This is a genomic window from Pseudomonas sp. BR20 (assembly GCF_050780135.1).
Lineage (GTDB): Bacteria > Pseudomonadota > Gammaproteobacteria > Pseudomonadales > Pseudomonadaceae > Aquipseudomonas.
On record NZ_CP172012.1, the window covers coordinates 5,841,211 to 5,860,747 of the forward strand.

Below are 19,537 nucleotides of genomic sequence, written 5' to 3' on the forward strand. Positions count from 1 at the left end.
TCTCTCCTCAGGCCGCGCCTAATTACTCGAACCAATGGGCTCGGGCGGCCATGATCAACTTGCCGGCACGATCATCGTCAATGCCGTCGATGTCGAGCAGATCGTCAATAGACTGCTCGGCCAGGTCTTCGCGGGTAATTACGCCGCGCACCGCCAGTTCCATCGCCAAATCCTTGTCCATACCCTCAAGCGAGAGCAGGTCTTCGGCCGGATGGGCGTCTGCCAGCTTTTCCTCAGTAGCGATGGCTTTAGTCAACAAACGATCCTTGGCCCGAGCGCGAAGCTCGTTGACGGTGTCTTCGTCAAAGCCGTCGATGTTGAGCATTTCTTCCAACGGTACGTAGGCAATCTCTTCCAGGCTGGTAAAGCCTTCATCTACCAGCACCTGCGCCAGGTCTTCGTCGACTTCCAACTCGTCGATGAAGTTGCGCAGGATGTCACCGGTTTCAGCTTGCTGCTTAGCCTGGATGTCCGATTCGGTCATCACGTTCAGGGTCCAGCCGGTCAACTGGCTGGCCAGACGCACGTTCTGACCACCACGACCAATGGCCTGAGCCAGATTGTCTGCGCCAACGGCGATGTCCATTGCATGGGCATCTTCGTCAACGATAATTGCCGCCACTTCAGCCGGCGACATGGCATTGATCACGAACTGCGCCGGGTTATCGTCCCATAGGACGATGTCCACACGCTCACCGCCCAGTTCGCCCGACACTGCCTGGACGCGCGAACCGCGCATACCGATGCAAGCGCCTTGCGGGTCGATGCGTTTGTCCTTGGAGCGGACCGCGATCTTGGCACGTGAACCCGGGTCGCGGGACGCAGCCATGACTTCGATCAGGCCTTCGGCAATTTCCGGCACCTCGATACGGAACAGCTCAATCAGCATTTCCGGCGCAGTACGCGACAGGATCAACTGAGGGCCACGGTTCTCGGTGCGGATTTCCTTGAGCAGCGCACGCAAACGCACGCCGACACGGAAGGTTTCGCGAGAGATGATGTCTTCGCGGGCCAGCAACGCTTCGGCGTTATTGCCCAGGTCGACGATCACATTGTCGCGGGTAACTTTTTTCACGGTGCCGGAGATGATTTCACCCAGGCGCTCGCGATAGGCGTCAACGACTTGAGCGCGCTCGGCTTCACGAACCTTCTGCACGATGACCTGCTTGGCGGTCTGTGCAGCGATACGGCCGAACTCGATGGATTCGATCTTTTCTTCGACGACATCACCAACCTGGGCGCCTGGGTGCGTTTCAGCAACCTTGCTCGGCCAGGTTTCGATGGCCGGATCATCAAGATCGGCCTCTTCAACGACCGTCCAGCGACGGAAAGTCTCATAGGCACCAGTGTGGCGGTTGATTTCCACACGCAGATCAACTTCGTCTTCAAAACGCTTTTTGGTAGCAGTGGCCAGGGCCAGCTCCAGCGCTTCAAAAATCACGTTTGCCGGTACGCCCTTTTCATTGGATACCGACTCAACAACCAGCAGTACTTCTTTGCTCATCGTACGCCTCGCCTTTCGCAAGCCATTGGATCCGCGGGATCCGCGTCTCAGTCAAAACTGGGAATAATGTTGGCCTTGTCGATCATATCGATCGGCAACAGGAACTCATGGTCTTCTACCTGCACCACAACATCCTGTTCTTCTACACCGCGCAGAAGGCCCTGAAAGTTGCGACGCCCTTCGAACGGGGATCGCAGCTTGATCTTCACTTGTTCACCGGCAAATTTTGCAAACTGATCAATAGTGAACAGTGGGCGTTCCATGCCTGGCGAGGAAACTTCGAGGGTGTATTCAACGGAGATAGGATCTTCAACATCCAGAACACCGCTGATCTGACGGCTGACAATGGCACAATCGTCCACCAGCACACCGCCCTCTTTATCGATATAAACGCGCAACATTGAGTGGCGACCTTGAGCCGAAAACTCAATACCCCAGCATTCATAGCCTAGGGCCACGACCACCGGGGCCAACAAGGCCTGCAACTCTTCTAGCTTGCTCGACACCTGAACCCCCTCGTGCATGTATGTGCATGCTGTGCAAAATAAAAAAATGGGCGAAACGCCCATCCTTGAAACGCCGTCGAACAGCGGCGTTGAAAGTGTCCAGCTAACAAAAAGCCCCTTAAAAGGGGCTCCGCTAAAACTGGTTGCGGGGGCCGGATTTGAACCGACGACCTTCGGGTTATGAGCCCGACGAGCTACCAGACTGCTCCACCCCGCGACAAAGCTGGGGCGGAAGTATACGACCGATCCCTTACAGGGTCAATGTAACCTTCCACCTACAAGAAAGCCCGCAACAGCGGGCTCTCCTGATAATTGGTACCGAGAAGGGGACTCGAACCCCTACACCCTATGGGCACAACCACCTCAAGGTTGCGTGTCTACCAATTCCACCACCTCGGCAATACAGCGCTTACAACCCTTCTTACTTCTGCTCTTGAGCTGGAGGTACATCAGTCGCTGGAGTAGCCGACTTTTGCTCTTGAAGCACCGGGACATCATCAGAAGCCGGTTTTGCTTTTGGTACTTCCAACACTGCTGGGTTTGGCAAACCTACTTGAGTCAGCACATGAGCTTTCTCTTTAGCAAAGTAACCTAACCCTAAGCTGGTTATGAAGAAACCGGCGGCAAGTATAGCAGTAAACTTACTAAGAAAGGTAGAGGTACCTTGGCTTCCGAACACAGTATTTGAAGCACCTGCACCGAAAGACGCACCAGCATCCGCACCTTTACCCTGTTGCAACAAAACCAGGGCAACTACGCCCAGGGCAGCCAACAGATGAAAAACGACTACGACTGTTTCCAGCATTTTTTCAGTTTCCCGCGGCGCGACAAATCGCACCGAACTCATCTGCATTCAGGGAAGCTCCACCAATGAGCCCCCCATCGATATCCGGCATGCCGAACAGTTCGACCGCATTGGCCGCCTTCACGCTGCCGCCGTATAGAAGCCGCACACCTTGTGCGACCTCAGAATTCTCTGCCGCTAACTGAGCGCGGATGGCTGCGTGCACATCCTGCGCCTGTTGCGGTGTAGCAGTCAGCCCGGTACCAATGGCCCAGACCGGCTCGTAAGCAATTACCGCCTTTGCGAACGCACCAACACCCAGCTCCTCGATGATGCTGCCAAGCTGACGCGAGACAACTTCAAGAGTCTTACCCGATTCACGCTGCTCAAGGGTCTCCCCAATACACAACACCGGAATCAAGCCACAAGCCTGTGCCGCTGCGAACTTGCGATTGAGCGTCCCATCACGCTCGCCCATCATCTGACGACGCTCGGAGTGTCCGACAAGCACATAGGAACAACCCGCATCAACCAGCTGACTCGGTGCAATCTCACCGGTCAACGCACCTTGCATGGCTTCCACCGCAGAATTCTGCGCGCCGACCTGAATCGACTTACCTTTCAAGCCATCAACCACTTGGGTGATATGCAAGCAAGGCGGGAACACCGCGATATCAACACCGCTAGGCAAGGCCAAGTGACGAAGGCCATTGATCAGCTCAGCGACACTGGCGCGGGTACCGTGCATCTTCCAGTTACCAGCTACCATAGTGCGACGCATGCTGTACCTCGTCGGTCAAAGTGGGCGCAGATGTTACCCAACCACATCATCACTGGCAAGCCGAATTCAGGCGCAAACTTCAGTTACCAGTTTTGCCAGGTCCTCGGCATGGCCGCGAACCTGTATTTCGTCATCACCTTCGACCATAACGCGCACCAAAGGCTCTGTGCCAGACTTGCGCAGCAATACCCGTCCACGACCAGCCATTGCCAGGGTCGCGCGCTCACAAGCCTCTTTGACAGCAGGGTGCTCGATCGGGTTTTCCCCACCTGCGAAACGCACGTTAAGCAATACTTGCGGGCATTTGCGCAAAGCCTGACGCGCCTGAGCCAGGCTCTCTTCGCGGCGACGCAAAGCCAATAGCACCTGCAACGCCGCAATAATCGCGTCACCGGTGGTGGTGTGCTGGAAGCACACCACGTGCCCGGAGTTCTCACCACCTACCTGCCAGTTACGCTCCAGCAGTTCGGCGATCACATACCGGTCACCGACATTGGCGCGAACAAAAGGAATACCCAGGTCTGCCAACGCAAGCTCAAGCCCAAGGTTGCTCATCAGCGTACCGACGACACCGCCTTGCAGCTTGTTACGTTCATGCAGGTCGCGAGCAATGATGAACAACAGATCATCGCCATCGACCACGGCACCCGTGTGGTCAACCATCAGCACGCGGTCGCCGTCACCGTCGAAGGCAATCCCGAGGTCGGCATGCTCGGCCAGGACAGCGGCTTGCAAGTGCTCCATATGGGTGGAGCCGCAGTTTTCGTTGATGTTCAATCCGTTGGGCTGAGCCGAAAGCACTGTCACGTCTGCGCCCAGCTCCTTGAATACGCTTGGCGCGACTTTGTAGGTCGCACCATGGGCGCAGTCGACGACAATCTTCAGGCCGGCAAAATTGGTACTGGTTGGCACACTGCTCTTGCAGAACTCTATATAACGACCGGATGCGTCATTGATGCGCGACACCTTGCCCAGCTTACTGGACTCGACCACGGTCATCGGCGCATCCAACAGCTCTTCGATCATCAGCTCAATCTCATCCGGCAACTTGGTGCCCTGACCGGAGAAGAACTTGATGCCGTTGTCGTCATGTGGATTGTGCGAAGCACTGATCACAATACCGGCCTCAGCGTGAAAGGTACGCGTCAGGTATGCAATCGCGGGCGTCGGCATTGGCCCCAGCAACATCACATCGGCGCCTGCGGCGGATAAGCCGGCCTCAAGCGCTGATTCAAACATGTACCCCGAAATTCGGGTGTCCTTGCCCACCAGGATGCGGCACGCCCCCATGCTGCGGAACGCCATACCCGCCGCCCATCCAAGCTTGAGCATGAAATCAGGAGTAATCGGAAACTCGCCGACCCGACCACGGATACCGTCGGTGCCAAAGTATTTTTTAGTCATAAGTGCTCCATCATTCTTATTCGGCTGATTCCACAGCTGCAATCATGCGTACCACATCCACGGTCTCAGCAACGTCATGCACACGCAAGATGCGCGCCCCCTTGGTCACCGCGAGCGCCGCCAGTGCAAGACCGCCGTACAACCGCTCACCCACCGGACGGTTCAATGCCAGCCCTATCATGCTCTTGCGCGAAACACCGACCAACAGGGGCCGACCAAGGGCATGCAAGGACTCCATGTGTTTGAACAAACTCAAATTGTGTTGCAGGGTCTTGGCGAAACCAAACCCCGGATCAAGGATGATCCTTTCCGGCGCAATACCTACCGCAGCGCATTGGGCAACCCGCTCGGAGAGAAAACCACTCACCTCACCAACCAAGTCATCATAGTGCGGGCTGTCCTGCATATTGCCGGGCTCACCCAGCATATGCATCAAACACACCGGCAAACCGGTAGCTGCTGCTGCATCCAGAGCGCCGTCGCGCCGCAGGGAGCGCACATCATTGATCAAGCCGGCCCCCAATCGCGCAGTCTCACGCATTACGGCCGGGGTAGAGGTATCAACCGAAATGATCACATCCAACTCTCGAGCGATGCGCTCGACAATCGGCGCCACGCGCTCCAACTCCTCCAGAGGGGAAACAACACGAGCACCAGGCCTCGTCGATTCACCGCCTACATCAATCAAGGTCGCACCGGCAGCCACCATGGCTTCTGCGTGACGCAATGCAGCATCAAGCTGGCTGAAGCGGCCACCATCGGAAAAGGAGTCAGGGGTTACATTAAGAATGCCCATAACATGTGTATGGGCCAAGTCAAGAACCCGGTTGCCGCAAGGCAACCGGGGGGAGGACGAAGCAAAAGTCATTTCAAACCTTAATGGTCAGCTGCCGGGCCACCGATTGGGGTTTCAGGACGTTCGTTCTGAACCACTGGCGGAGTGCCAGAGGTGCCCGAACCGCCTTCCCAATCGCGTGGCTCACGAGGCGTTCGACCGGCCATAATATCGTCGATCTGGTCCGCATCGATGGTCTCGTACTTCATCAGCGCATCAGCCATTGCATCCAGCTTGTCGCGATTATCGGTCAGAATCTGCTTGGCCGTACCGTAGCACTGGTCAATGATACTGCGCACTTCAGAGTCGATCAGCTTCGCTGTCTCACCGGAGAAACTGGCGTTTTGACCGCCGCCGCCACGACCCAGGAATACTTCACCTTCTTCCTCGGCGTACATCAAAGGACCGAGTTTTTCCGATAGGCCCCACTTGGTCACCATGTTTCGCGCAATCTGGCTGGCGCGCATGATGTCGTTGGAAGCCCCAGTGGTCACACCGTCGAAGCCCAAGGTCATCTCTTCAGCGATTCGACCGCCGTACAGCGAGCAGATCTGACTGATCAGCGCACGCTTGGAGAGGCTGTAACGATCCTCTTCCGGCAGGAACATGGTGACACCCAATGCGCGACCACGAGGAATGATCGACACTTTGTAGACCGGATCATGCTCAGGCACGACGCGCCCCACAATGGCGTGACCCGCTTCGTGATACGCAGTGTTCTGCTTCTCTTTTTCGGACATGACCATGGATTTGCGCTCAGCGCCCATCATGATCTTGTCTTTCGCCAGCTCGAACTCTTTCATTTCAACGATGCGCTTGCCGGTACGGGCTGCAAACAGCGAAGCCTCGTTCACCAGGTTGGCCAAGTCAGCGCCCGAGAACCCCGGGGTACCACGGGCAATCACAGCCGGTGCAACGTCGTCGCCCATCGGTACTTTGCGCATGTGCACTTTCAGGATTTGTTCGCGCCCACGGATGTCCGGCAAGCCAACCACGACCTGACGGTCAAAGCGGCCTGGACGCAACAGCGCAGGATCGAGCACGTCCGGACGGTTGGTTGCCGCGATGACGATGATGCCGTCATTCATCTCGAAACCATCCATCTCGACCAGCAACTGGTTGAGGGTTTGCTCACGCTCATCATGACCACCGCCCATGCCAGCACCACGATGGCGACCAACGGCGTCGATTTCATCGATGAAGATGATGCATGGCGCATGCTTCTTGGCCTGTTCGAACATATCGCGAACTCGGCTCGCACCGACACCGACGAACATTTCGACGAAGTCAGAACCGGAAATGGTGAAGAACGGCACCTTGGCTTCGCCGGCAATCGCCTTGGCCAGCAAGGTTTTACCGGTGCCAGGAGGGCCGACCATCAGCACGCCGCGAGGAATACGGCCACCCAGGCGCTGGAATTTGCCTGGATCGCGCAAGAACTCAACCAACTCGCCGACTTCTTCCTTGGCTTCATCGCAACCCGCTACATCAGCCAGGGTGGTCTTCACCTGGTCTTCAGAGAGCAGGCGCGCCTTGCTCTTGCCGAAGCTCATCGGCCCGCCCTTGCCTCCCGCACCGCCCTGCATCTGGCGCATGAAGAACATGAACACGGCAATGATCACCAGGATCGGGAAGCTTGCCACCAGTAGCTGAGTCCAGATGCTCTGCTGCTCAGGCTGCTTGCCTTCGACAACCACGTGGTTATCCACCAGGTCACCGATCAGACCATTGTCCTGAATTGCCGGACGAATGGTCTTGAAGCTGTCGCCATCGTTGCGTTTGCCGGTGATCACGTAGCCATCAACCGCTACGCGCTCGACCTTGCCATCCTTAACTTGCTGGATGAAGTCGGAATAGTTGAGGGTCTGCGGCTCGTTAGGGCTGGAGAAGTTGTTCATCACCGTCACGAGGACAGCCGCGATGATCAACCACAGGATCAGATTCTTTGCCATATCGTTCAATTAACTACCCTCTGAAGCAAGCTCCGCTACTGGCGCGCGCTTCGCATGATATTCACCGGCCTAACTTACTACATTACCTACAACTCTGGCAGGCGCCGTCTGTAACCCTTTGTGAAACTTTGACTACACAATATTCGTAAAGCTTCGTGACGAAAGCGATATAAAAAAACCTATCGCCCTCCTCGAATTCCTCAAAAACGCTCTTCACTCTCCGCGCCTTCGACACCGCGGAAGCCGCGGCACAGCAGATATTGCTCTCTGGACCTGTCCCGGGAAGAGTCAGGTTTACGCGTCTGCACCTTGTCGAACAACTTGCGGATGTTCTTGTGGTACTCGTCGAAACCCTCTCCCTGGAACACCTTCACCAGGAAATCGCCACCGGGACGCAACACCCGACCCGCCAAATCCAGCGCCAATTCGCAAAGGAACATGGCCCGGGGCATATCAACGGCCGGTAATCCACTCATATTGGGGGCCATGTCGGAAATCACAAGGTCTACCTGCGAATTTCCCACAGCCTCAAGGATCTGCGCGAGCACGGTGTCCTGGGTAAAATCGCCATGAACAAAGGTCACGTCCGGGATGCTGTCCATCTCCAGAATGTCGGAAGCGATCAGGCGACCTTGACCACCAATCAGACGACTGGTCACCTGGGACCAGCCACCAGGGGCCGCACCAAGATCGATAACGCTCATGCCTGGGCGAATCAACTTGTCCTTGTCCTGGATCTCCAACAGCTTGTAGCTGGCCCGGGAACGATAGCCATCCTTTTGCGCCTTTTTGACGTAAGGATCGTTGAAATGCTCTTGCAGCCACTTAAGGCTAGTTTTGGAACGGGCCACGGGCCACCTCGAAAATAAAACGGGTCGTGATTAACTGGGCGGTCCCGGACTCGCTCGGGTAAACTGGCCGCCGCTTTTTACAAGATCAGACGCAGGGGTCAGATTATGCCGCTCACTCAAGAGCAGAAGAAACAGTACAAATCCATTGGCCACCATCTGAAACCAGTTCTGATTGTGGCAGACAACGGTTTGACTGAAGGTGTGTTAGCCGAACTTGAACGCGCATTGGGCGATCACGAACTGATCAAGATCAAGGTCAACATCCTTGACCGCGAAGCGCGCCTGGCTGCCATTGCAGAACTGTGCAAGGTTGGCAAAGCAGACCTGGTTCAGGTCATCGGCAAGATGGCGCTGCTGTATCGCAAGAACTTCAGCGTCAACAAGCAACTGTCGAACGTACACCGCTTCAAGTAACACAAAGGGTCACGGGCGTGCTTCGCGCGCCCCGCCACTCCATCCTGGAGCAGGCTGTATAACCAGCACCAGGCCGGAGAACCCTAGCACAAGATAGCTGAATAGCTGCCAGCGCAACGCTTCCGGCAGCAAGACATGCACAATGCAATACATTGCACATGCATACAGCGCCATCAACAGCAGTTGGCCGCGAATATCCCGCCACAAACTCTCCAAGCCTTCAGCCTTGACCAGCACCAACGCCTGAAGCGCTACGCACGCCGCCGCGAATCCCACCAGCAGCGCACTCAATAATCCATCGATCTCATCGATCAGCAACGGAGCCAGGCCAATCAGGCCCAGCGCCGGCAATACACCAATATGCAATAGCCACACGCCACCCACCCAAAGCATCTGGGCAAGCTGCCAAAGCATGGCGCCCGCACGAAGCGGGCGTCGCCTTTCAGACGTGACGAACTTCAACAATCTCGTACTCGATCACACCGCCGGGCGTTTTGACAGACACCACATCACCCTCCTCCTTGGCGATCAAGGCACGGGCGAGTGGTGAGCCGACGGAGATTTTGCCGAGCTTGAAGTCAGCCTCGTCCTCTCCCACGATGTGGTAGACCACGCTCTCGTCAGTCTCAACGTTGGCGATCTCCACGGTGGTACCGAAAATCACCTTGCCAGTGTGCGGAATAGTCGTGACGTCGATGATCACCGCATTCTGCATACGGCCTTCAATGTCACGGATCCGCGCCTCGACCATACCCTGCTGCTCACGAGCAGCGTGGTATTCGGCGTTTTCCTTCAAGTCACCCAGCTCGCGGGCCGTACCGATGTCCTGGCTCAGCTTTGGACGTACGACCTTGGTCAGATGGGCGTGCTCCTCTTCCAGGGCCTTGGCGCCTTGGACAGTCATTGGGTATTTGATCATGCCTTCAATCCTGCGTGTAGATCCTGCAAGCGGCGCACGGTCTTTTCCGGACCGAACTTGAGCGCTTCGCAGATAGCTTCGCCAGCAGCAATAGTGGTGGTGCAGTAGATCTTGTGCTGCAAGGCATTACGGCGAATGGAGTAGGAATCCGCGATCGACTGGCGACCTTCGGTGGTGTTGATAATCAGCGTGACTTCGTCATTCTTGATCATGTCGACCACATGCGGACGGCCTTCCGTCACCTTGTTCACGCGGCGCACTTTCAGGCCAGCCGCTTCGATCAGCTTGGCCGTCCCGGCAGTTGCCACGATTTCAAAGCCCAAGTTGATCAGATCACGGGCCACGCCTGCAACCAGCGGCTTATCATCATCACGCACGCTGATAAACGCAGTACCGCCGGTCGGCAGCACTTCGCTGGCGCCCATCTGAGCCTTGGCGAATGCTTCACCGAAGGTATCGCCCACGCCCATCACTTCACCGGTGGACTTCATCTCTGGGCCCAGGATCGGGTCCACACCAGGGAATTTGGCAAATGGGAACACTGCCTCTTTCACACTGTAGAAGTTCGGAATAATTTCCTTGGTGAAGCCAATTTCCTTCAGGGTCTTACCCGCCATCACACGCGCAGCGATCATGGCCAGGGACACGCCGATGCACTTGGAAACGAACGGCACGGTACGCGAAGCACGCGGATTGACTTCAATGACGTAGATGTCTTCGCCTTGCAGCGCCAACTGCACGTTCATCAGGCCGACAACACCCAACTCCAAGGCCATTTTCTTGACCTGTTCGCGCATCTCGTCCTGGATATGTGCAGGCAACGAGTAAGGCGGCAGCGAGCATGCGGAGTCACCGGAGTGAACGCCCGCCTGTTCGATGTGCTGCATGATCGCGCCGATGACCACGTCGGTACCGTCGCAAACCGCATCCACGTCCATTTCGATGGCGCAGTTGAGGAAGTGGTCCAGCAGCACCGGGCTATCGTTGGACACTTTCACCGCATCACGCAGGTAACGCTTGAGCTCTTCTTCTTCGTAGACGATTTCCATCGCACGGCCGCCCAGCACGTAGGACGGACGCACCACCAGCGGGTAGCCGATCTTGCTGGCTGCACGGATGGCTTCGTCTTCGCTGCGCACGGTAGCGTTTGGTGGCTGACGCAGGTTCAGGCGCTCAACCATTTGCTGGAAACGCTCACGGTCTTCGGCACGGTCGATGGCGTCAGGGCTGGTGCCGATGATTGGCACACCGGCGGCCTCAAGGGCACGCGCCAGTTTCAGCGGGGTTTGGCCGCCGTACTGGACGATTACACCTTTTGGTTTCTCGACCCGACAGATTTCCAACACGTCTTCCAACGTTACCGGCTCGAAGTACAGACGGTCGGAAGTGTCGTAGTCAGTGGAAACAGTTTCTGGGTTGCAGTTGACCATGATGGTCTCGTATCCGTCTTCGCGAAGCGCAAGGGCGGCGTGTACGCAGCAATAATCGAATTCGATGCCCTGGCCGATACGGTTCGGACCACCGCCCAGAATGATAATCTTGTCGCGGCCCGACGGCGCAGCTTCGCACTCTTCCTCGTAGGTGGAGTACAGGTACGCAGTGTCGGTGGCGAACTCGGCAGCACAGGTGTCAACGCGCTTGTAGACCGGGAAAATATCCAGCTTGTGGCGATGCGTGCGCAGGTTCTTCTCGGTCACACCCAGCAGCTTGGCCAGACGCTGGTCGGAGAAGCCTTTGCGCTTGAGGCGGAACATCAGGTCGCGGTCGATAGACGACAGACCGAGGGTCTTGACCTTCTCTTCTTCCTTGATCAGATCTTCGATCTGCACCAGGAACCACGGATCGATCATGTTCATGCCGAAGATGTCTTCGACGGTCATGCCGGCACGGAAAGCATCGGCCACGTACCAGATGCGCTCGGCGCCCGGCACGGTCAGCTCGCGCTTGAGGATGCTCATGCTTTCCGGGTTGCTCAGGTCAAGCTTCTCGTCCAGACCGCAAACGCCCACTTCCAGGCCACGCAGGGCTTTCTGCAGGGACTCCTGGAAGGTCCGGCCGATGGCCATGACTTCACCGACCGACTTCATCTGGGTGGTCAGGCGCGCATCGGCTTTTGGGAATTTCTCGAAAGCAAAGCGCGGCAGCTTGGTGACAACGTAGTCGATAGACGGCTCGAAAGACGCCGGCGTCGCGCCGCCCGTGATTTCGTTTTGCAGTTCGTCCAAGGTGTAGCCGATAGCCAGCTTGGCAGCGATACGCGCAATCGGGAAGCCGGTAGCTTTCGATGCCAGCGCCGAAGAACGCGATACACGCGGGTTCATCTCGATCACGACCATGCGGCCTGTGTCCGGGCAAATGCCGAACTGAACGTTGGAACCACCGGTTTCAACGCCGATCTCACGCAATACCGCCAACGAGGCGTTACGCATGATCTGGTATTCCTTGTCCGTCAGGGTCTGCGCCGGAGCAACGGTGATCGAGTCGCCGGTGTGTACGCCCATCGGGTCGAAGTTTTCGATGGAGCAGACGATGATGCAGTTGTCCTTTTTGTCGCGGACAACCTCCATCTCATACTCTTTCCAGCCGATCAGGGACTCATCGATCAGCAGCTCTTTGGTCGGCGACAGATCCAGGCCACGCGCGCAGATTTCTTCGAACTCTTCACGGTTGTAAGCAATGCCACCACCGGTGCCGCCCATGGTGAAGGACGGACGGATAATGCACGGGAAGCCCAGCTTTTCGAGAACTGCGTTGGCCTCCTCCATACTGTGGGCGATACCGGAGCGCGGGCAATCAAGGCCGATGGACTTCATGGCCTTGTCGAAGCGCGAACGGTCTTCAGCCTTGTCGATGGTGTCAGCGTTAGCGCCGATCATCTCTACGCCGAACTTTTCCAGGACGCCTTCGCGCTCCAGGTCCAAGGCGCAGTTCAGTGCAGTCTGGCCGCCCATGGTCGGCAGCAGTGCGTCTGGACGCTCTTTCTCGATGATCTTGGCAACAGTCTGCCACTTGATCGGCTCGATGTAGGTGGCGTCGGCCATGTCCGGATCGGTCATGATGGTGGCCGGGTTGGAGTTCACCAGGATGACGCGGTAACCCTCTTCGCGCAGGGCTTTACAGGCCTGGGCGCCGGAGTAGTCGAATTCGCAGGCCTGGCCGATCACGATCGGGCCAGCGCCGAGAATCAGGATGCTTTTTATGTCTGTACGTTTTGGCATGGGTTTGTCACTCAAATCCGCAGGTCAGTCGGCAAGCCGTCTTGAACAATCTTCAAAGAGCCTGCGGGGGCCACCAAGGTAGGGGCCGCCCGCAGGCAGCTCAGTCAGCGTCGCTTGGCCATCTCATTGATGAAACGGTCGAACAGCGGCGCTACGTCGTTCGGGCCCGGGCTTGCTTCAGGATGGCCCTGGAAGCTGAACGCGCTCTTGTCAGTACGCTCGATGCCCTGGAGCGAACCGTCGAACAACGACTTGTGAATCGCGCGGACATTGCTCGGCAAGGTCGCTTCATCCACCGCAAAACCGTGGTTCTGGCTGGTGATCATCACAACACCAGTGTCCAGATCCTGCACAGGGTGGTTGGCGCCGTGATGGCCATGACCCATTTTCAGGGTCTTGGCGCCGGAGGCCAGCGCCAGCAACTGGTGACCAAGGCAAATACCGAACACCGGAATCTCGGTCTCCAGCACTTCCTTGATGGCCTGGATGGCATAGTCGCAAGGCTCCGGGTCACCCGGGCCGTTGGAAAGGAATACACCGTCCGGTTGCAGGGCAAGCACGTCGCTGGCTGGGGTTTGCGCCGGCACCACGGTCACGCGGCACCCACGCTCGACCAGCATACGCAGGATGTTGTACTTGACGCCGTAGTCGTATGCGACCACGTGATACGGCAGGTCAGCCGCTTCGATAGTTTCGTGGCTGTCGGTCTTCAAGTCCCAGACGGTGGAGCGCCACTCGTACTGTTCCTTGGTGCTGACGACTTTCGCCAGGTCCATGCCTTTCAGGCCAGGGAAGCCTTGCGCTGCTGCAATCGCTGCTGCTTCGGAAACATTGTCACCGACCATGATACAGCCGTTCTGCGAGCCCTTTTCACGCAGGATGCGAGTCAGGCGGCGCGTATCGATACCGGCGATCGCCACAACGTTGTTGGCTTTCAGGTAATCGGACAGCGACATCGTGTTACGCCAGTTGCTCGCAACCAGTGGTAGATCACGAATGACCAGACCCGCCGACCAGACACGATCAGACTCAACGTCTTCCGGCGTAGTACCGGTGTTGCCGATATGCGGATAGGTCAGGGTAACGATCTGTTGGGCGTAGGAAGGATCGGTAAGGATTTCCTGATAGCCTGTCATGGCGGTGTTAAACACCACCTCTCCAACGGTTTGACCGTCGGCTCCAATGGCTTCGCCGCGAAAAATGCTGCCATCAGCAAGGGCGAGTATGGCTGGCTTAGTCAAGAAGACCTCCCGTAAATAAAGCCTGAAAGGGCGATCGCAGGTTGTAAAAAAGCGGAGTGACGTATGGACACGTCACCCCGCTTCTTCACTGAATTATTCTGCGCGCTTTTAGTGGACACACTAAAGCTGTAGCTTACAGAAAAAGGCTTTTTTGGTCCACCGCTAATGAGCCTTAAAGGCAGGAGAATGCGACAGGACGTCGCTTAGCGGGTAAAAACGGGGCCTTAGGATAATCCTGGGGCCCAGTTTTAGCTACTGATTAGTGCAGATCCAACACATCGCGCATGTCGTACAGACCGGGCTCACGACCTTCCAACCAGAGCGCAGCGCGCACCGCGCCCTTGGCGAATGTCATGCGGCTGGAAGCCTTGTGAGTGATTTCCAGGCGCTCACCCTCGGTAGCAAACAATACCGTGTGGTCACCCACGACATCACCGCCGCGGACGGTCGCAAAACCAATGGTTTCACGCGCACGCGCTCCGGTATGCCCTTCGCGACCGTAAACCGCCACCTTGGACAGGTCCCGCCCCAGCGCATCGGCAATAGCCTCCCCCATACGCAGCGCAGTACCCGACGGCGCATCGATCTTGTGACGGTGATGCGTCTCGATAATCTCGATATCCGCCTCATCCCCCAACACCCGCGCCGCCATGTCCAGCAACTTGAGCGACAGGTTCACGCCGACACTGAAGTTGGCAGCGAAGACGACGGGAATATCCTTACCCGCCTCCTCCAACAACTGCTTCTGCTGAGCAGTCAAACCCGTGGTACCGATCACCATCGCCTTACCCGCCTTGCGGCAGAACGCGAGGTTTTTCAGCATCACCTCCGGCAGGGTGAAGTCGATCAGCACATCGAATTCGTCAGCCACCTGCTCCAGGTTACCTGACAATGAGACACCGATACGCCCCAGCGAAGCCAACTCACCCGCATCCGCACCGATCAACGTGCTACCGGGACGAACAATCGCCGCGGTCAGCCCAGAGGCCGGGGAGCGCTGCTGCACCGCCTCGACCAACGTCTTGCCCATGCGCCCGGCAGCGCCCATTACGGCTATACGTCGCATATTCACTTCCTTACAGGTCGCCGAAGAAGCGCTTCACGCCTTCGAAAAAGCCAGTGGTTTTCGGCGAATGCGTGTCATCGCCCTCCAGCGAACTGCGGAATTCCTCAAGCAACTCACGCTGACGGCGCCCCAGATTGACTGGAGTCTCCACGGCCACACGACACATCAAGTCGCCAGCACCGCCACCGCGCACCGGAGCTACGCCTTTGCCACGGATACGGAACTGCTTACCGGTCTGCGTACCTTCAGGAATCTTGAGCTTGACCCGACCGTCCAGGGTCGGAATCTCCAATTCACCACCCAGGGCTGCATCGACAAAACTGATCGGCACTTCACAGAACAGGTGCTTGCCGTCGCGCTGGAAGATCGAGTGTTCGCGCACATTGATCACCACGTACAGGTCGCCCGTTGGACCACCTTGAGCACCGGCCTCACCCTCACCCGACAGACGAATACGGTCTCCGGTGTCCACGCCCGCCGGCACCTTCACCGCCAGGGTCTTGTACTCTTCGACGCGGCCTTCGCCGTGGCAAGAGTCGCACGGATCGGAAATGATCTTGCCCTGCCCATGGCAACGCGGGCAGGTCTGCTGCACAGAGAAGAAACCCTGCTGCATACGGACCTGGCCGATACCGCCGCATGTCGGGCAGGTAATCGGCGAGGAACCTTTCTTGGCACCCGAACCATCACACGGCTTGCAGTTAACCAGCGTCGGCACGCGAATATTGACGCTGGTGCCGCGTACAGCTTCTTCCAGGTTCAGCTCCAGGGTGTAACGCAAGTCGCTGCCACGCTGGGCACCACCGCGCTGACCACCCCGGCCACCACCAAAGAAGTCACTGAATACATCACCGAAAATATCGGAGAAGTTCTGACCGCCAAAACCAGCACCGCCGCCACCCATGCTTGGGTCGACACCGGCGTGGCCATACTGATCGTAGGCCGCACGCTTGTTGGGATCAGACAGGCATTCGTAGGCCTCATTGGCCTCTTTGAACATGTCCTCGGATTCTTTGCTATCCGGATTACGGTCCGGGTGGTGCTTCATTGCCAGGCGACGGTAAGCCTTTTTCAGATCCGCCTCGCTGGAGCCGCGCTCCACACCCAACACTTCGTAATAGTCACGCTTTGCCATAAGTCTTTGCACTCTTAAGGACGTTCAGCCAGACCCTCCTGACCCCGGCTAAACTCGTTGAGCCCCAATACAGGCCCGGACCCAACTCACGTCAATTCAACGATCCTGGTCATTACTACTTTTTAGCCAGGGATCCGGCCAAAAAACGCGGTATTTATTGCTCGGAAAGCAGGAGCATCCCCGATCACACCGCCAACATCCGAACGCTGTCGCATGCTGTAAAAATTCGCATACCCCAGACACGCCAACGCGGGAGCAAGCTCCCGCGCGGCGACATCCTACCAGTCACCGCTTGATAGCGGTCAACCGGGCGACCAACTTACTTCTTGTCTGTAACTTCTTCGAACTCAGCATCGACAACATCGTCTTTAGCTTCAGGCTCTGCTTTCTGCGCAGCGCCATCAGCAGGCTGAGCCTGTTCGGCATACATTTTCTGAGCCACTGGCGCGGAAACTTTCGACAACTCTTCAACCTTGGCTTCAATAGCAGCCTTGTCGTCGCCTTTAACAGCGGCCTCCAGGGCAACCACAGCAGCTTCGATGGCAGCCTTCTCTTCAGCGGTCACTTTCTCGCCAGCATCAGCGATCATTTTGCGCGTCGAGTGAACCAGTGCGTCACCCTGGTTACGGGCACCTGCCAACTCTTCGAACTTCTTGTCAGCTTCAGCATTGGTTTCAGCATCACGGATCATCTGTTGAATTTCTTCATCAGAAAGACCGGAGTTGGCCTTGATGGTGATCTTCTGCTCTTTGCCGGTAGCCTTGTCTTTCGCGCCTACGTGCAGAATGCCGTTGGCGTCGATGTCGAAGGTCACTTCGATTTGTGGAACGCCACGTGGTGCTGGTGGAATCTCAGCCAGGTCGAATTTGCCCAGGGACTTGTTCTGAGCAGCCTGCTTACGCTCACCTTGCAGCACGTGAATGGTCACAGCGCCCTGATTGTCATCAGCAGTCGAGAACACCTGGGATTTCTTGGTAGGAATCGTGGTGTTTTTCTCGATCAGCGCAGTCATCACGCCACCCATGGTTTCGATACCCAGGGTCAGCGGGCTTACGTCCAGCAGCAACACGTCTTTCACGTCACCGGCCAATACCGCGCCCTGGATGGCAGCACCCATGGCAACAGCTTCGTCCGGGTTCACGTCTTTACGTGCTTCTTTGCCGAAGAACTCGGTAACCAGCTTCTGAACCAGCGGCATACGGGTCTGACCGCCTACCAGGATCACGTCGTTGATCGCACCAACGTCGATACCGGAGTCTTTCAGCGCAATGCGGCATGGCTCAATAGTGCGTTGAACCAGATCTTCGACCAGCGCTTCCAACTTGGCGCGAGAAATCTTCACGTTCAAGTGCTTAGGACCGGTAGCGTCTGCAGTGATGTACGGCAGGTTAACGTCGGTCGACTGAGCGGAAGACAGCTCGATCTTGGCTTTTTCAGCAGCTTCTTTCAGGCGCTGCATCGCCAGCGGGTCACCCTTGAGGTTCATGCCGCTTTCTTTCTTGAATTCGTCAACAAGGTAGTCGATCAGACGAATGTCAAAGTCCTCGCCACCCAGGAAGGTGTCGCCGTTGGTGGCCAACACTTCGAACTGATGCTCGCCGTCCACTTCGGCGATCTCGATCACGGAAACGTCGAACGTACCGCCACCCAGGTCATAAACGATCACGGTGTGATCGCCTTTAGCCTTGTCCATACCGTAAGCCAGAGCAGCTGCGGTCGGTTCGTTGATGATACGTTTTACGTCCAGGCCCGCGATGCGGCCGGCGTCTTTGGTCGCCTGGCGCTGGCTGTCGTTGAAGTAGGCCGGAACGGTGATCACCGCCTCAGTCACTGTCTCACCCAGGTAATCTTCGGCAGTCTTCTTCATCTTCTTCAAGATTTCAGCCGAGATTTGCGGTGGCGACATCTTCTGGCCATTTACTTCAACCCAGGCGTCACCGTTGTCAGCCTTGGCGATCTTGTAAGGGACCATCTTGATGTCTTTCTGTACGACTTCTTCGTCGAACTTGCGACCGATCAGGCGCTTCACCGCGTACAGGGTGTTATGTGGGTTGGTCACAGCCTGGCGCTTGGCCGACTGACCAACGAGGATTTCACCATCGTTGGCGTAAGCGATGATCGACGGCGTGGTACGCGCGCCCTCGGCGTTTTCGATTACTTTTGCAACGCCGTTTTCCAGCACGGAGACGCAGGAGTTGGTGGTCCCCAGGTCAATACCGATAATTTTGCCCATGATTTACTCTCCCGAAACTTGAATTTGGTTGCCGCAGCAGTGGTGGCTAACTGCGGTAGCACTTAAACGCTTGACTTATAAATGGGGGCCTTGCGGCGGATTTCAAGCCTGCTCATCAATAGAAGGTGCAACGGGTGCAGGAGCCTTGCTCACTACCACCATTGCCGGGCGCAACAGGCGACCGTTGAGCTGATAGCCCTTCTGGAACACTTTCAACACACTGTTGGGTTCGAGGTCGTGGCTTTCTTGCATGGCCATGGCCTGGTGATGCTCGGCGCTGAACGGTTCGCCGCCTTGCGGATCAATGGCTTCGAGCTGATAACGCTTCAGGGTGTCCTGAAACATTTTCAGGGTCAGTTCGATCCCTTCGCGCATCGGGCGGATGTTTTCATCATCCGGGTTGGACAACTCAAGGCCACGTTCCAAACTGTCAATAATTGGCAGCAGGTCGCCCGCGAACTTTTCCAGCCCGAACTTGTGAGCTTTTTCTACGTCCTGCTCGGCACGACGGCGGACGTTCTGCAGATCGGCGGCAACACGCAAAGACTGATCCTGCGCAGCGGCCAACTGCTCTTCGAGCACTTGCACACGAGTTGCCAGTTCATCACCGACAGCCGAATTGGCGTCTGGAGTTTGCGTATCCTGCGTCTGTTCGTCAGCCATAGATTTCTCCTTTCAAAATCATGCGCGAACT

At 56.9% G+C, this 19,537-nt stretch carries 17 protein-coding genes and 2 tRNA genes; 1 reads left to right on the forward strand and 18 read right to left on the reverse strand.

All coding sequences use genetic code 11. The features are described 5' to 3' along the window. Window positions 1-22: 22 nt before the first annotated feature. From nusA to rlmE, 10 genes are all read right to left on the reverse strand, one after another. A complete protein-coding gene (gene nusA / locus ACHPFG_RS26945) occupies window positions 23-1,504 on the reverse strand; it encodes a transcription termination factor NusA (protein WP_003212187.1) in 1,482 nt (493 codons plus the stop codon). 47 nt (window positions 1,505-1,551) lie between these two features. Next, on the reverse strand, window positions 1,552-2,010 hold the full coding sequence (rimP, locus tag ACHPFG_RS26950; RefSeq protein WP_003235029.1) for a ribosome maturation factor RimP: 459 nt from the start codon (window positions 2,008-2,010) through the stop codon (window positions 1,552-1,554). A 140-nt stretch (window positions 2,011-2,150) separates the two neighbouring features. Further along, window positions 2,151-2,227, reverse strand: a tRNA-Met gene (locus ACHPFG_RS26955). A 96-nt stretch (window positions 2,228-2,323) separates the two neighbouring features. Next, a tRNA-Leu gene (locus ACHPFG_RS26960) sits at window positions 2,324-2,409 on the reverse strand. Window positions 2,410-2,431: 22 nt separating this feature from the next. After that, window positions 2,432-2,815: a preprotein translocase subunit SecG gene (gene secG / locus ACHPFG_RS26965; protein WP_083207073.1), complete on the reverse strand. Its 384-nt coding sequence runs from the start codon at window positions 2,813-2,815 to the stop codon at window positions 2,432-2,434. Window positions 2,816-2,819: 4 nt separating this feature from the next. Further along, complete coding sequence (gene tpiA, locus ACHPFG_RS26970) at window positions 2,820-3,575, reverse strand: triose-phosphate isomerase (protein WP_015885920.1); 756 nt, start codon at window positions 3,573-3,575, stop codon at window positions 2,820-2,822. A gap of 66 nt (window positions 3,576-3,641) precedes the next feature. After that, window positions 3,642-4,979: a phosphoglucosamine mutase gene (gene glmM, locus ACHPFG_RS26975; protein ID WP_431700907.1), complete on the reverse strand. Its 1,338-nt coding sequence runs from the start codon at window positions 4,977-4,979 to the stop codon at window positions 3,642-3,644. Between the two features lie 16 nt (window positions 4,980-4,995). Continuing rightward, complete coding sequence (folP, locus tag ACHPFG_RS26980; protein WP_431700909.1) at window positions 4,996-5,847, reverse strand: dihydropteroate synthase; 852 nt, start codon at window positions 5,845-5,847, stop codon at window positions 4,996-4,998. An 8-nt stretch (window positions 5,848-5,855) separates the two neighbouring features. Further along, a complete protein-coding gene (ftsH, locus tag ACHPFG_RS26985; protein WP_010562674.1) occupies window positions 5,856-7,766 on the reverse strand; it encodes an ATP-dependent zinc metalloprotease FtsH in 1,911 nt (636 codons plus the stop codon). 200 nt (window positions 7,767-7,966) lie between these two features. After that, the gene (gene rlmE, locus ACHPFG_RS26990) at window positions 7,967-8,617 is read right to left on the reverse strand and encodes a 23S rRNA (uridine(2552)-2'-O)-methyltransferase RlmE (RefSeq protein WP_105523285.1); all 651 of its coding nucleotides are present in this window, start codon (window positions 8,615-8,617) and stop codon (window positions 7,967-7,969) included. A gap of 105 nt (window positions 8,618-8,722) precedes the next feature. On the opposite strand from rlmE, the gene ACHPFG_RS26995 reads away from it, so the two are divergent. Next, window positions 8,723-9,031, forward strand: a complete 309-nt coding sequence (locus tag ACHPFG_RS26995) for a YhbY family RNA-binding protein (protein ID WP_017139256.1) — start codon at window positions 8,723-8,725, stop codon at window positions 9,029-9,031. A 9-nt stretch (window positions 9,032-9,040) separates the two neighbouring features. On the opposite strand, the gene ACHPFG_RS27000 is transcribed toward ACHPFG_RS26995, so the two are convergent. From ACHPFG_RS27000 to grpE, 8 genes are all read right to left on the reverse strand, one after another. Then, entirely contained in the window at window positions 9,041-9,445 is a 405-nt protein-coding gene (locus ACHPFG_RS27000; protein WP_145336814.1) for an MFS transporter, read from the reverse strand. 28 nt (window positions 9,446-9,473) lie between these two features. Further along, complete coding sequence (gene greA / locus ACHPFG_RS27005) at window positions 9,474-9,950, reverse strand: transcription elongation factor GreA (RefSeq protein ID WP_090399746.1); 477 nt, start codon at window positions 9,948-9,950, stop codon at window positions 9,474-9,476. Beyond that, window positions 9,947-13,168, reverse strand: a complete 3,222-nt coding sequence (gene carB / locus ACHPFG_RS27010) for a carbamoyl-phosphate synthase large subunit (protein ID WP_259244747.1) — start codon at window positions 13,166-13,168, stop codon at window positions 9,947-9,949. Before carB ends, greA begins: the two co-directional genes overlap by 4 nt. A gap of 104 nt (window positions 13,169-13,272) precedes the next feature. Then, entirely contained in the window at window positions 13,273-14,409 is a 1,137-nt protein-coding gene (gene carA, locus ACHPFG_RS27015) for a glutamine-hydrolyzing carbamoyl-phosphate synthase small subunit (RefSeq protein ID WP_339543225.1), read from the reverse strand. A 259-nt stretch (window positions 14,410-14,668) separates the two neighbouring features. Further along, window positions 14,669-15,475 (reverse strand): 4-hydroxy-tetrahydrodipicolinate reductase, encoded by an 807-nt coding sequence (gene dapB / locus ACHPFG_RS27020; protein ID WP_431700911.1) that lies wholly within the window; start codon window positions 15,473-15,475, stop codon window positions 14,669-14,671. A gap of 10 nt (window positions 15,476-15,485) precedes the next feature. Beyond that, a complete protein-coding gene (dnaJ, locus tag ACHPFG_RS27025) occupies window positions 15,486-16,610 on the reverse strand; it encodes a molecular chaperone DnaJ (RefSeq protein WP_145336563.1) in 1,125 nt (374 codons plus the stop codon). A 319-nt stretch (window positions 16,611-16,929) separates the two neighbouring features. Then, the gene (dnaK, locus tag ACHPFG_RS27030; protein ID WP_053137821.1) at window positions 16,930-18,843 is read right to left on the reverse strand and encodes a molecular chaperone DnaK; all 1,914 of its coding nucleotides are present in this window, start codon (window positions 18,841-18,843) and stop codon (window positions 16,930-16,932) included. A gap of 102 nt (window positions 18,844-18,945) precedes the next feature. Further along, on the reverse strand, window positions 18,946-19,506 hold the full coding sequence (gene grpE, locus ACHPFG_RS27035; RefSeq protein ID WP_053137824.1) for a nucleotide exchange factor GrpE: 561 nt from the start codon (window positions 19,504-19,506) through the stop codon (window positions 18,946-18,948). Window positions 19,507-19,537 lie beyond the last annotated feature (31 nt).